Source organism: Rhodococcus sp. MTM3W5.2 (assembly GCF_001984015.1).
GTDB classification, from domain to species: Bacteria; Actinomycetota; Actinomycetes; order Mycobacteriales; family Mycobacteriaceae; genus Rhodococcus_G; species Rhodococcus_G oryzae.
The window spans coordinates 1,062,086-1,075,836 of record NZ_CP019572.1 but is presented as its reverse complement, the minus strand read 5'-3'; the positions used below and the strand labels follow the sequence as shown (position 1 = coordinate 1,075,836).

The following is a 13,751-nucleotide window of genomic DNA, read 5'->3' as shown; positions in this document are numbered from 1 at the left end:
GGGCCGTCAGGCCAGATAGGTGTCCGTGTAGACGATCTCGGAGCGTTTGGTCCAGTCGATGCCCTGCACCCTCTGCGCCGCGGTGAGTTGGTTGAGCACCACGCCGATCTCCACCAGGAACAGCCCGTCGAGCAGTTGGTCGCTCACCGCCCGGTACCTGTCCTTCGCCTCCGCGCCGGTGCCGTCCGTGACCCGCCACGCCGCGCCCGCGGCGTCGACGTAGGCCGGGTTCTCGTAGTGCGAGGAGTTCTTGAGCGCGTTGAACGGGTACGCACTGACGGTGAGCGTGGACGGAACGTACTGGGCCCACGAATGGAACGTCACCCACAGGGCCGGGATGGTGCCGCCGATCAGCGCCTTGACGAAGGTCGCGCCCTCCTGTGGGTCGAGCTCGACCGGGATGCCGATCTCGGCGAGGTTCGCCTGCACGATCTGCGCGGTCGCCTCGTAGAAGGGATTCCCCGCCTGGTAGGTCAGGGGCAGGGTCGGGATCGCGATCCCCGCCCCGGCCAGGATGGCCCGCGCCTTGGTCGCGTCCCGGGTGAAGGTCGTGTTCCTCGACTCGTCGTAGGCGGGCGAGCTCTTGGGCCACGGCAGGTTCACCGGGTAGCCGGAGCCCCGGAACACCTCCGAGATCACCCGGTCCCGATCGATCGCGTACGCGATCGCCTGCCGCACCCGGACATCGGCGAGCGCGGGGTGGGTGACGTTCGCCCCCACGTACACCTGCAGCTCAGCCCCCTCCAGCGACACCGCCTGGAATCCCGCTGTCTCGCCGAGGGTTTCGGTGTCGCGGTAGTTCAGTCCGCCCGCAACCGCGACCTGGCCGGACTTGAGCGAGCTGAGCAGCGCCTGCGAGTCGGGGATCACCGAGACCTCGACCCGGTCCAGGAAGGGCCGGTCCGGGATCCAGTAGTGCTCGTTGCGCTCGAACACCAGCGCGCTGTTGGGCGTGCGCGAGACCAGCTTGAACGGCCCCGTCCCGATGAAGGCGTCGCCAGCGGCGAGCTTGTCGATGGACTCGCTGTCGAGGATCGGCACGGTGTCGAGCAGGTCGAAGATGTTCCCGAGCGGATGCGCCAGCGTCAGCACCAGGCGGTGCGGGTCGCTGGTGTCGAACGCCGTGATCGCGGCCGCGGTGCTGCGCAGCTGAGCGGTCCACTTGGGGTCCGCGTAGGTGCGCAGGGAGAACTCCGCGTCCTTCGAGGTGAACGGGCGACCGCTGTGGAAGGTGACGTCGTCCCGCAGGTCCAGGGTCAGCGACAGCCCTTCGGCGGCGAGCTGCCACGACTTCGCCAGCCGAGGTTGCGGCTCCACCTTGTCGTGCGGATAGCGGACGAGGGTGTCGTACGCCAGCCCGATCACGGTGGTGGCGCCGCTGGTGTTGGTCAGGAACGTCGCCGGGATCACGTCCGCGGTGATGCCCGTCTTGAGGGTGCCACCGCGCACCGGTGCGCCGGACGCGCCGGTGGCCGCCCCCGCCCGCTGCTCGTCGACCGCGGAGGAGCAGGCCCCCAGCAGCCCGGTCCCGAAGATGGCGGCGGCGGTCAGGCCCGCGCCACGGAAGAAGGTGCGACGGTCGACGGTCGACCGGTTGACTGAGGAGCTCACTGGGAGACAACCCTTCGAATGGAGGTGAGTGGATCTGAGTAGAGGGTGCTGAGCGAGACCACGCCTGCCGCGAACTCCTGGACGCGGTTGCCGAACCCGGTGATCCGGATGTCCTTGCGGGCCAGGCTCGACGTGCGCGCGAACGCCTCGGCGACGTGCGGGATTCCGGCCGGATACTCGGTGAAGGCCTGGCCGCCGAGGATCACTCGGTCCGGGTTGAACAGGTCACGCAGCATCGCAACGGTGCGGCCGAGCACCCGGGCACGCTCGACCAGGAGTTCGTGCGCCGGAATGGAACCCGCGGCCGCCGCCCGGTAGACGGCGGCGATGGCGGGCCGTTCATCGGTCTCGGTGAGGATGCCCGCCTCCTTCGCCGCGGCGATGGTGGCGCGGTCGCTGACCGTGGCCTCGAGGCAGCCACGGGCACCGCAGGCGCACAGCGCCGAGGAACCGGTGGACAGGTGCACGATCGAGCCGGGGCCGGACGAGGGCGTGTGCACCCGGCCGTCGATGGTGACGGCCACTCCCGCCGTCTCGCGGGCGTAGAAGTAGAGGCTGGTCCCGTCGGTTCCGCTGTCACCGGGGCGCTGCGGGGCGAGCAGCAGCTCCGACGCCGCCATCGCCTCGACGTGCGCGGCGACCGACACCGGCAGCCCCAACCCTTCACCGATGATGGCGCCGACGGGGGCGCCCAGCCAGCCGAGCCGCGGGTGGTCGACCCGGCCCGTGGTCGCGTCCACCCGGCCGCCGAGTGCCACCCCGACCCACAGGGGCCTGCGACGATGCCATCTGGAGGCGAACAACTTTGCGCTGCGCGAGATTTGGGAGAGCGCCCGGTCCTGTGGGCCTGCCGGTGTGGGCACCTCGACGGAGCCGAGGATCTTTCCCCGGAGGTCGCTGGCCACGATCCCGGTCACCACCGCACCGATATGGATACCGATGGTGAGGTAGGGCTCGTGGTTGACCTCGAACGGCACCCGGGGTCGACCCACCGCACCCGACGCGGTGAGATCCGCGCGTTCACGCAGCAGACCCTCGGCGAGCAACGCCGAGACCTGGCGGTTCACCGTGGCCGTTGACAGGCCGGTGATCTTCGCCGCGATGTCACGGGCGATCGGCCCGCGGGCGCAGGCCACCCGGAACACGGCCGCGGCGGGGGCGTCGGCGACGCGCAGTTCCGGCGGCACGATCTGGGCGCGGGCGGGGGACGGGAGATCGGCCGGGTGAGGACGGCCGCGGACGACAAGCTGGTGATGGACACGCGAATTCCTTGCGCTTCGTCCCTGGCGGGAACAGACCTACACGGTGTGGGCGAGCGCTGACCAGGCCAAACGGCGCGAGACCGACCGCAAGGACGCCCACACGGGCGTCCTGGGATCAGGCGTCGAGATACGAGGAAGTGGCAGCGCGGACTAGCGAGAGATACCGCGAGGGGAACAACAGAGTTCCCGCGCCAGGGGCAGCCGTGAGCCCAGTGCGGCGGTCACATAGGTGACCCGCATGGGGTGAGGCCTGCCGGAGTTCATGGCGCCAAGCTAACACCTTGCCGAATTCTCCACCAGCCGAGGGGAAATACCCGTCGGGGCGACGATCCCGAACACGGTTGCGATCAGCATGACGGAAACCCTTGGCCACCGCGGGCATCGCTGGTTGCCTGGCACACGCACCACAGCGAGCCCCGTCAGACTACGAAAGGCCAATCATGTCAATCGATTTCGAAACCCAGACGACCGCGACGGGAGCCTCCGTCGCGAAGCTCGGCGCCCACATCGGCGCCCGCGTCGACGGCGTCACCCTCGGCGGCGACCTCGATCCGGCCACCGTCTCATTGATCCGGCAGGCCCTGCTCGAGCACAAGGTGATCTTCTTCCGCGGCCAGCAGCACCTCGACGAGGACTCCCAGTACGCCTTCGCCCAGCTGCTCGGCGAGCCGACCACCGCGCACCCCACCGTCACCTCCCGCGGTGAGCGGGTCCTGCCGATCGACTCCGAGTACGGCAGCGCCAGCAGCTGGCACACCGACGTCACCTTCGTCGACCGCATCCCGAAGGCCTCGATCCTGCGGGCCGAGGTGCTGCCCTCCTACGGGGGCTCGACCACCTGGGCGTCCACCGTCGCCGCCTACGACACCCTGCCCGAACCGCTCAAGGCCCTGGTGGAGAACCTGTGGGCGACGCACACCAATCTCTTCGACTACGCCGCGAGCACCGCCGCGTCCGTCGACGGCAAGGGTGAGGAGTACATCCGGGAGTTCCAGTCCACCTACTACGAGACCCAGCACCCGGTCGTGCGCGTGCACCCGGAGACCGGTGAGCGCTCGCTGCTCCTCGGCCACTTCGTCAAGGGCTTCGTCGGCCTCGGCACCGCCGAGTCGCAGGCGCTGTTCCAGCTGCTGCAGGCGCGCGTCACCAAGCTGGAGAACACCACCCGCTGGAACTGGGAGGACGGCGACGTCGCGATCTGGGACAACCGCGCCACCCAGCACTACGCCGTCGGCGACTACGACGGTCAGCGCCGTCGCCTCACCCGGATCACCCTCGCAGGCGACGTCCCGGTCAACACCCACGGCGAGCGCAGCCGCATCGTCACCGGCGACGCCTCGCACTACTCGACCATCGACCAGCCGGTGCGGGTCGCGAGCTGATGACCGTCCCGCCGCACGCCAGGGGCTATGAGGGGTTCACCGGCCGGATCGGCCGGACCACCGACGACTCCACCCCGTCCTGGGCGCCCGTCCCCTCGGCCGCCCCGGGTTCACCGAACGTCGTCGTCGTGTTGATCGATGACATGGGCTACAGCGACATCGGGCCGTTCGGCTCCGAGATCGACACGCCCAACCTCGATCGCCTCGCCGCCTCGGGCGTGCGGCTGACGAATTACCACACCACCCCGCTGTGCTCACCGTCGCGCGCGGCGCTGCTCACCGGGCTCAATCCGCACCGGGCCGGCTACGGCTTCGTCGCCAATGCCGATCCCGGTTACCCGGGTCTGCGCCTCGAACTGGCCGACGACGTGCTCACGTTGCCCGAGATCCTGAGGGCAGGCGGCTACGCCACCTACGCCGTCGGCAAGTGGCACCTGGTGCGCGACGCCAACATGCGCCCCGGCGCGAATCGCGACTCCTGGCCCACGCAGCGCGGGTTCGACCGCTACTACGGGTCCCTGGAGGGCCTCAATTCCTTCTACCATCCCAATCAGCTGGTGTCGGACAACTCCGCCGTCGACGTGGATGAGTACCCCGAAAACTATTATCTCACTGACGATCTGACGGACAAGGCCATCGGATACCTCAAGGACCTGCGCGCCCACGATGCCGACAGGCCGTTCTTCCTCTACTTCGCACACGTGGCCATGCACGGACCACTCCAGGCCAAGCCCGCGGACGTCGCGAAGTACCGCGGCCGCTATGCCGAGGGCTGGGATACGCTCCGCGAGAGCCGCTTCGCGGCGCAGCTCGCGCAGGGATTGTTCCCGCCGGGGACCGAGCAGGCGCCCCGCAACTCCGAGGCCGGATTCGATGTGCCCGAATGGGACTCGCTGACGCCGGAGCAGCAGCGCCGCTTCGCCCGCTACATGGAGGTGTACGCGGGCATGGTCGACAGCGTCGACCAGAGCGTCGGGCGGATCCTCGACACCATCGAGGAACTCGGTGAACTCGACAACACCATCGTGGTGTTCACCTCCGACAACGGCGGCACCGCGGAGGGCGGGCCCGAGGGCACCCGGTCCTACTTCTCCCAGTTCGCCCATGTCACCGACCCGGACTGGGTGGGCGACGTGCCGCACGACGAGGAACTGATCGGGACCGCGAAGCTCGGCGTGCACTATCCGCGGGCTGGGGCCAGGCGTCGAACACCCCGTTCCGCTTCTACAAGGGGCAGTCCTTCGCCGGCGGTGTCCGGGTGCCGTTCGTGCTGTCGTGGCCGGACGGACTGCGAAAGCAGGACGGCGACAACGGCATTCGCGAACAGTTCACCTACGTCACCGACCTCGCGCCGACCCTGCTCGGGCTCGTCGGCATCGAACCCCCCACCGTGCGGGGCGGACTGCCGGCCAAGGAGTTCGACGGGGTGGACGCCTCCGCGGTGCTGCGCGACGGGGCCGCCGCGTCCTCGCACACCGAGCAGTACACCGAGATGACCGGCAACCGCGGCTACTACCGCGACGGCTGGAAACTGCTCGCCCTGCACCCCGGCTCGGACGTGGATGCCCCCGCTGGCAGCTGTTCGACGTCCGGACCGACCCGACCGAACTACACGACCTGGCGGACCGGTTTCCGGAGAAGGTCGACGAGTTGGCTGCGGCCTGGGACGAGGCGGCCTGGGCGAACACGGTGTTCCCCTTGCTGAACGGCGGCGCGCTCGCCGTCCGCAGGCCCGCGGAGCAGGCGCTGTCGCGGCCGGTCCGGCTCCTGGCGGGCACCCCGCCCCTGGAGCGCTATCGGTCCTCGAAGCTGATCGCCTTCCGCGACTTCGAGATCACCGCCGAGCTGGGTGGATCCGGATTCGCGCCGGGCGACGAGGGCGTGCTGGTGGCGCACGGCGACCCACAGGGCGGCTACCTGCTGTACATCGAGGACGGACACCTCGTGTTCGGGCTGAACAGCTACGGCCGGTACGCCTCCGTCGACGCCGGTCCGGTGCCGGTGGGCGCCCGCCGGATCGAGGTCTCCGCGACGGTCACCCCGCGGCTCCGCTGGGACTTCACCGTCCGGGTCGACGGCGCCCCCGCCGGGAACCTGCTCGGGCAGGTGCAGCTGGTCGGCATGGCCCCGTGGACCGGCATCTCGGTGGGGGTGGACGCCCGCGGTCCGGTGTCCTGGGACCTGCGCGAGCGTCGCGGCCCGTTCCGGTACACCGGCGCGCTGCGTGCGGTCACCTACACGCCTGGCCCCGTCCAGGTGCCGGGTGGGGACATCGAGCGGATCGAACGCGAGGCCGAGTACGCCGCCGATTAGGCAGCTCCGCTGCCCGTGCGCGGTTGACGAGTCCAGGGACCCGCCAACCGCGCACGGGCGCCGCAGGCGCCTAGGCTGAGCCCATGACCATCTCGCCTGATGCACAAGTCGCCGTCGTCACGGGAGCGAGCTCCGGAATCGGTGAGGCCACCGCGCGGACGCTCGCCGCGCAGGGGTTTCACGTGGTTGTCGGCGCGCGGCGGCTCGACCGCCTGGAGAAGCTGGCCGAGGACATCGGCGGCACCGCACTCGAGCTCGACGTCACCGACGAGGACTCGGTGGACGCCTTCGCCGCGGTGCTGCCGCGGGTCGACGTGCTGGTCAACAACGCGGGCGGCGCCAAGGGCCTGGCCCCGGTCCTCGAGGCGGACCTGGACGACTGGCGCTGGATGTGGGAGACCAACGTCCTCGGCACCCTGCGGATCACCAAGGCCCTGCTGCCGAAGCTGATCGCCTCCGGCGACGGACTCATCGTCACCATCACCTCGGTCGCCGCGTTCGAGGCCTACGACAACGGATCCGGCTACACCTCGGCCAAGCACGCCCAGGCGGTGCTGCACCGGACGCTGCGCGGCGAACTGCTCGGCCAGCCGGTGCGGCTCACCGAGATCGCCCCCGGCGCAGTGGAGACCGAGTTCTCCCTGGTCCGCTTCCACGGCGACGAGGACCGCGCCAAGAAGGTCTACGAGGGCATCACGCCCCTGGTCGCCGCGGACGTGGCCGAGGTGATCGGGTTCGTCGCGTCCCGCCCCTCGCACGTGAACCTCGACCAGATCATCATCAAACCCCGCGATCAGGCCAGCCCCGGACGCTTCTCGCGCACCTAGCCGTGCAGCACGAGCTGACCGCGGGCCCGCTGCTCGACGAGCGCGGCAGGCTCGCCGAGGCGGGCTGGTCCACGGCCGAGGTCCGTCGGTACGACCGGGCGGCCGTCGCAGCGCCCCGGTTCCGGGTCAAGGAGTGGGACTACTACTGCGTGCTCACGCAGGACGTCGGCCTCGCGCTGACGGTCGCGGACAACGGCTACATGGGCCTGCTCGGGGTGTCGTGGCTCGACCTCGGGGCTCGTGCCGAGGTGACCGAGAACGTGATGCTGCCCTTCCCGATGGGCTCGATGGCGCTGCCCGCCAGCGCCGACACCGGCGACGTGGTGGCCTCACACAAGGGTCTGCGGATCTCGTTCCGGCACACCAAGGGTGGCCGATTGCTCTCGATCGACCACCCTGGGTTCGACGGCGGTCGCGGACTCAGCGGTGAGCTGCTGCTCGCGCAGCAGGCGGCTGTGTCCTCTGGTCGCTCCGCGGGCTCCGCTCCCGACCGAATGGTCGTCGCGACCCCGTTCCACAAGGCGCCCAAGGCCTTCTACTACAACCAGAAGATCAACTGCCTGGCCGCGAGCGGCGAGGTCGTCGTCGGCGGGCGGTCGTTCGCGTTCGACCCCCGGTCGGCGTTCGGCGTGTTCGACTGGGGCCGCGGCGTCTGGACCTACGACAACACCTGGTACTGGGGGTCGGCCTCCGGTCTCGTGGACGGAAAGCCGTTCGGGTTCAACATCGGTCACGGTTTCGGCGACACCTCCGCGGCCACCGAGAACATGGTGTTCGTCGACGGTCGCGCGCACAAGCTGGACGAGGTGACCTTCCACCTCCCGGCGGGCACGTTCGACGGCGCACCGTGGACCTTCACCAGCAACGACGGCCGGTTCGAGATGACGTTCGAGCCGATCCTCGACCGTGCTGCCAGCACCGATCTCCTGGTCCTGCGCTCCATCCAGCACCAGGTGTTCGGGCGTTTCAGCGGTCACGTCGTCCTCGACGACGGCAGCACGATCGAGGTCGCGAACCTGCTCGGCTTCGCGGAGGAGGTCCGCAACCGCTGGTGAGCTCAGGCGCCGCGGGGCGGCCCCGGGTCGAGGATCAGCAGCGCGTCCAGCTCCCGGTTCCGGCAGCGGCGGATGAACTCGGCCGCCGACCCCGGGTCGGCGGCGAAGCGCTCGTGCGTCGCCCCGTCGATCTCGTAGAACTCCTCCGCCTCCGCGACCCCGTTGGCCGCGGGAATGGCCAGATAGTGTCGCCCGGTGGTCTCCTCGATTCCCAGCGAGAAGCGCAGTTCGAGGCAGATGAACCGGTCCCGGAAGCTCGGCGACCCGCCGGCCGCCTCGGGCCGGTCCTGTTCGCCCGAATCGGACTCATCGGCTGACTGCGCCCGCGCGCGCGACACCGACGAGCCGCTGCACCTCGGCGGCGATGTCCTCGCCGCGAGCGGGCAGCGCGCTCACGATGTCGGACCCCCGCACGAGGTAGCGCCCGTCGTCGGCGAAGTCCATCCAGTGGAAGCCCTGGCCGTCGCCGGTCGGCCGGTTGTCGTAGGCGGGGCCCGCGAAGACCGTGATCTCGCCCAGCCCCGTGCGCGGGCGCAGGAAGAACTCGTCCCGTTCCTCGTTTCCGCGTGCCCGGCTCGCCGACTGCATGAGGGAACCGCTCACCGGCGTCGCCGACCGGGGCACCGACACGCCCCGACGTCGACCCGCAGCGACGGACGGGATCGATTGGGCCACAAATGTTCCCACCTGTGTGACGGGAGCGGATGCCAGCAGGACGTCAGCGCCCGCGTGCAGGTCGGCACCCGGCAGCTGAACGGCCACGGCCGCGATGGACTGCCGGATCCCGGCGTGCATCCTGATCATCGATTCGAGCCCGGCGCCACGAAACCCGCACAGCTCGATCCGGACCACCGGCTCGGCCAGCGCGACCAACGCCTCGTACAGGCCCTCGTCGAGCATCGGGACGACCTTCTGCGCCGCCGCCTGTCGGTCCGCCCGGAACTCCTCGTCCGTGGCCGCGGTGCCGCGGAACTGGAACGGGTAGGGCAGGCGGTCCCGGCCGAATCGCTCCCACAGGACCGTGAACTCGAGGGCGGTCAGGCGCCACCGACCGTCGCTCATCCGCCGATCACCGGCGGCGCGACCTTCGGCAGCCTGCCCACCAGTTCGTTGCCGTTGTCGACGTTGACGAGATAGCTGGGCGTCTTGTGTTCGGTGTCGTCATCGCCGTTCGCGCGGGCGCCGCCCGGCGCCATGCCGCCGCCCATCGCGCCAGGACGGCCCGCGGCGCCCGCCGCGCCGCCTCCGGCCCCACCCGTGCCCGCCGCCCACCGGCCGCGCCGGGCACGCCCACCCCGCCGCCGCGGCCACGCGAGGAGCCGCCCAGTCCGCCGGTCGCGCCAAGGCCTCCGCCCGCGCCCGCACCGTAGGACGCGCCGGACCCACCGCCCGCGCCGAGCCCCGATCCGGAGCCCGCCGCGCCATGGCCGCCGGATCCGCTGCTGGTGCCCGTGCCTGTGCCTGTGCCGGCGCCCAGACCGCTGCCGGTCGCGTCGGTGCCGCCCGCGGCCGCGGGAGCGGTCCATGCGGAGGACGGATCGGTCTGCGCGAAGGGCGAATTCGACCCGTCGGCGCCGGATCCGTCCGGCGACAGCGGGTTCGTGCCCGCGTTCGGGTCGTAGGGGTCGGCGCCGGGCGATCCGGTCGAGGGATCGTCCCCGACGCCCTGCCGCGGCGGGGCGGCCGGGGCATCCCCCGGTCCGGTGTAGCCGGAGGGGTTGTAGCCGGACGGCCCGCCTGTGCCCGTATCGCGGCGCGGCGAGAACGTGCCGTCGTCCCCACCGTCTGTCACCTTCGGCTTCGGCTTCGGGAGGACCGGGACGTTGGTGTCGGCCTGCTGCATCACCGGCATGTAGACGGTCTTCATGATCTGGATCGCCTGCTGGCGGGCCTCGTCCTTACCGTGCACCAGCTGCTTCACCATCCCGACCGAGGGCAGCGCGACGTTGACGAGGGATTCGAGAGCGGAGATGGCCTCGACGGCCGGCATGGTCGCCTTGACCTGCGAGATCCCTGTCGCCGCCTCGGCGACCTTGGTCCCCACCAGCTGGCCCGCCACCGCAAGCTTGTCGGAATCCGCAACGTAGGCCGCCGTGGCAGCCACCGCGGCCTCGGCCCCGACGCCCTGCCACTTGCCGTCGATCTCCTTCGAGATGAAGTCCTTGAACTCGGCGAGGCCCTCGCCGAGCGAGGATCCGATCTTCGCCCAGCCCTCGGCGCTCGCCCGGATCGGATCCGCGCTCATCGCGTCGACGGCGGACTTGATGGCCTCGTGCGACATCGAATCGAAGCTGTCGGGCACCACGGACGGCGGTTCGTAGCCGCCACCGAACTCGGCCTTGAGGCTCTCCTGCTGGCCGTAGAGGTCAGAGCGCTCGGTGTTGCCTGCCTCCTGCCGACCCTCGACGCGGTCACGCTCATCGAGGTCGTAGCCGGACACCACATCGATGATCTTGTTGCCGGGGTCGCGCGCCAGATCGCTCAGGTCATCCAGCGCGCCCGTGGCCAGGTCCCCCATCGACCCCTTCAGCTCGTCCAGGCTCGGCAAAATCGACATCTCAGATCCCCCTCGCCGTGCTGAACATCGTGGTCAACGCACCACAGGCCGCGCCAACGGCGACCTGGCTCCCGAACCTCATCCGCACCGACACTCCCCCACTGGTCCCGACCGACACCGGTCCTCCCTAGATAGACGCAGCACCGTCCCCATCGGTTCCATCCGGGTCATGACAAACCCGGCGAGGCAGCTCACCCCTCCATAGCTGCCTCGCCGGCCACCGCCCCGAAGCTGTCCCGAGCAGTATCAATGCGCCGCAGGCCGCACTTTCGCAGCCCGCGTCCACCCCGTGTGCGCGATACTTCCCGCCCGGCCCAGTTCTCACGGCTTACCTGGAATAGACGCACCGAAGCGCCAACCGGTTCCGTGGTCTGCTGGGAAGATCTGTGCAGACACCCAGGAGGAGGGGCCAATCTGGTCCAGCCACTACTGCGGGACGGCGTCCTATCCCCACCAATCCCCGAACAGCCCCAAAGATCGGTGACCGCCTGCGCGTTCAGACCACGTGAGCAATCAGACGACGCTCAGACGAAATCCTGCGTGCCCACGCAAGCGAGCCTCCGTTTCACCGGACGCAATCGACCTCTCGTCACATTGCATCAGGTTTGGAAAGAGCACGCAGCCTGGATATTGCGGCATCCACTCCGCCGTGGGAATCGAAGAAATACAAGCATGCATCGTGCTCTGAATTGAAGACCTTCCGGTCATACTTTGATCCGCGTTCGCTGTAGAACACTTCCCACTGACCGGCGGGCGTTTCGGAAACCGAGAAAGAGTCATGGGTCATCCCATTGACCACCACCGGAACACGAATCCCGGCCAACTCGAGCGCTTCGATCAATTCAGAACTCTTCACTTACTACCTCTCTCAAGTAACCTGCGTTGATCAGATCCACGATCGAATGAGTTGTGTGGTACTGGATTCCACCACCGGGTTGCGCCATCGCTTCGGCGATCCGACCCATGAACACCGGAATTGGCCGAACAACCTGATACTGATGATAGCCCTGGTCGAGCGAGGTAAAGGGAAGGCCCCGCTCCGGAAACGGCACGCCCGGCGGCGAAGCGAACCGCCCGTATGGCGATCCAAATCTGTCCATCGTCTCGCCGGGTTGGAGGACGACCGGACGCCTCTCATCGGGCGAAGAGAACCCATCAGGGTGGAGGCCGGAATCCGGCCATCCCGCGATCATCGGTGTACCCCGGGCGTCTGTCCTTGTTCCTGGCGGATGATCCTCATCTCCGGGCCAGTGCGCCTCTAGCCATTGATCCCTGGTTACCAACGAGCCGTATGGATTCCAACCCTCGGGGATCAATTCCTGAACGTGCGGATCCGACTGGAGTAGTCCCCGATTCTCGAGGACCAGGTCTTGAAGATCCTGCCGCGAATGAACCGCCTCGATTTCACTCGAATCGATCAAATGCAGCAGGGGATGGTCACCGAGTGTGGCTTCTCCAGCCTCGATCACGCCCGCGGGCGGAAGTCCCGTGGCCGATTCCAAATAGTCGTCTGGGGCGTTGATCTCTTGGACTGGAAGTGGATAGCTCTCGAATGCAGGCTCAGGATCTGTGGGGCTTCGTCCGTCGAACCCCACGTCGTCCGACGGCGCGTCCAATTCATCAGACGTATCGAATGGAGGCTGTCCATGACCAGGCGACGATGCGGAATGCGGACTTGCCTCCGTCGGCTGGTGAACGGCGGTGCCCATGTTCAACCCGCCCGCCCTCACCGCCGGGGCTGCCGCGACGGTTCCCGCCCCGCCACCGGCCGTCGGTTCCGTGATCCCCATGTTCAATCCGCCGGTGCGTGGGGGCTGCCCTGCCGACGGTGCATCCGCGACCGAACCAGGGCGCGGCCCGGCGTCGGCCGAACTGGGGACCGTGCTCGCGGGCGTCTCCACTGGCGACAAGCGGGGCGCGTCGACCGACGAGGTGGGGCGCGTGGCGGTGTCCCCGCCTCCTGCCGCCCCGACGCCGCCGCCGATCGCGCCCGACGCGAGGTCCTGCCAGGACACACCCTCACCCGACGCCGCCGCGCTGGCCGCGGACCCGGCCGCCCCGGAAATCGTCTCCGTGCCGATCTGCCCGAGCGGTGACCCCGAACCGAACCGGCTCACCCCGCCGGAGACCGCGCCCTCGACGAAGCCCTCGATCGCGCCGGACGTCAGGCTGCCCGTGTCCAGCCGGTCCCGGTTGCCCTGCAGGATCTGCAGCGACTGGATTGCGCCATCCAGCAACACATTCTGCGCGGCGCTCAGTGCGGCGTGCTGGAGCAACTTCATGATCAGCTGCCGCACCACCATCCGCACCGCGACCTGGGTGGCGATCTGGGCGGCGGGGATCGCCGCGGTACTCGCGCCGAGGGTCGGGATGGCCGCGGCGGCGAGCGCCGCGAGCTCGGCCGCCAGCAGCGCCAGCGCCGCGATGATCGTCAGCTTCGCATACTCGACGTCGGTGGCGGTGGTGTCGCACGATTCGGACAGCTGATCGCACAGCGCCATCAGGGACCGGAAGGCCCCGTCGACACCGTCGAAGTTCTCCCAGTACTGGGCCATGGCCGCGTTGACGTCGCCGAGCACGGCCTCGAGCGCCTTGGCCATCGCGGCGTCGCCGTCCTGGGCGATCAGTTCCACCGCTGACGAGGCCGAGTCCCACGCGTCGGCCAGCCGGCGCAGGGAGGTCTCGTCAGCCTCCGGCCAGTCCGCACCCACCGCGATCGAGGCGACACCGCGGAGCCACCCCGG

Annotated in this window: 10 protein-coding genes and 1 pseudogene; 4 read left to right on the top strand and 7 right to left on the bottom strand. The window is 69.4% G+C overall.

The features are described 5' to 3' along the window. Window positions 1–6 precede the first annotated feature (6 nt). Both BTZ20_RS05130 and BTZ20_RS05125 read right to left on the bottom strand, forming a co-directional pair. On the bottom strand, window positions 7–1,611 hold the full coding sequence (locus BTZ20_RS05130; RefSeq protein WP_077040626.1) for an ABC transporter substrate-binding protein: 1,605 nt from the start codon (window positions 1,609–1,611) through the stop codon (window positions 7–9). Then, window positions 1,608–2,801 (bottom strand): ROK family transcriptional regulator, encoded by a 1,194-nt coding sequence (locus BTZ20_RS05125; RefSeq protein ID WP_189636661.1) that lies wholly within the window; start codon window positions 2,799–2,801, stop codon window positions 1,608–1,610. Before BTZ20_RS05125 ends, BTZ20_RS05130 begins: the two co-directional genes overlap by 4 nt. A 512-nt stretch (window positions 2,802–3,313) precedes the next feature. Between BTZ20_RS05125 and BTZ20_RS05120 the strand changes: the two genes are divergently transcribed. From BTZ20_RS05120 to BTZ20_RS05105, 4 genes and pseudogenes are all read left to right on the top strand, one after another. Next, window positions 3,314–4,255, top strand: coding sequence for a TauD/TfdA dioxygenase family protein (locus BTZ20_RS05120; protein WP_077040625.1), 942 nt, complete (start codon window positions 3,314–3,316; stop codon window positions 4,253–4,255). After that, a pseudogene (locus BTZ20_RS05115) lies at window positions 4,255–6,568 on the top strand (arylsulfatase). The gene BTZ20_RS05120 and the pseudogene BTZ20_RS05115 overlap by 1 nt, the downstream one beginning before the upstream one ends. An 83-nt stretch (window positions 6,569–6,651) precedes the next feature. Further along, window positions 6,652–7,395 carry an SDR family NAD(P)-dependent oxidoreductase gene (locus BTZ20_RS05110; RefSeq protein ID WP_077040624.1) on the top strand — a complete coding sequence of 248 codons (744 nt, stop codon included), beginning with the start codon at window positions 6,652–6,654 and terminating at the stop codon, window positions 7,393–7,395. Window positions 7,396–7,397: 2 nt separating this feature from the next. Beyond that, window positions 7,398–8,450 (top strand): DUF2804 domain-containing protein, encoded by a 1,053-nt coding sequence (locus BTZ20_RS05105; RefSeq protein WP_077040623.1) that lies wholly within the window; start codon window positions 7,398–7,400, stop codon window positions 8,448–8,450. A gap of 2 nt (window positions 8,451–8,452) precedes the next feature. Here BTZ20_RS05105 and BTZ20_RS05100 read toward each other — a convergent pair whose 3' ends face one another. The 5 genes from BTZ20_RS05100 to BTZ20_RS27710 all read right to left on the bottom strand — a co-directional run bounded on the left by BTZ20_RS05100 (window position 8,453) and on the right by BTZ20_RS27710 (window position 13,607). Continuing rightward, window positions 8,453–8,788: a hypothetical protein gene (locus BTZ20_RS05100; RefSeq protein ID WP_223263640.1), complete on the bottom strand. Its 336-nt coding sequence runs from the start codon at window positions 8,786–8,788 to the stop codon at window positions 8,453–8,455. Beyond that, window positions 8,757–9,512: an ESX secretion-associated protein EspG gene (locus BTZ20_RS05095; RefSeq protein WP_077040622.1), complete on the bottom strand. Its 756-nt coding sequence runs from the start codon at window positions 9,510–9,512 to the stop codon at window positions 8,757–8,759. Before BTZ20_RS05095 ends, BTZ20_RS05100 begins: the two co-directional genes overlap by 32 nt. A gap of 7 nt (window positions 9,513–9,519) precedes the next feature. After that, on the bottom strand, window positions 9,520–11,007 hold the full coding sequence (locus BTZ20_RS28875) for a PPE domain-containing protein (RefSeq protein ID WP_077040621.1): 1,488 nt from the start codon (window positions 11,005–11,007) through the stop codon (window positions 9,520–9,522). A 589-nt stretch (window positions 11,008–11,596) separates the two neighbouring features. Then, window positions 11,597–11,863, bottom strand: a complete 267-nt coding sequence (locus tag BTZ20_RS26590; protein ID WP_145982214.1) for a hypothetical protein — start codon at window positions 11,861–11,863, stop codon at window positions 11,597–11,599. Next, window positions 11,850–13,607: a TNT domain-containing protein gene (locus BTZ20_RS27710; RefSeq protein ID WP_223263752.1), complete on the bottom strand. Its 1,758-nt coding sequence runs from the start codon at window positions 13,605–13,607 to the stop codon at window positions 11,850–11,852. The genes BTZ20_RS26590 and BTZ20_RS27710 overlap by 14 nt, the downstream gene beginning before the upstream one ends. Between the last annotated feature and the right edge of the window lie 144 nt (window positions 13,608–13,751).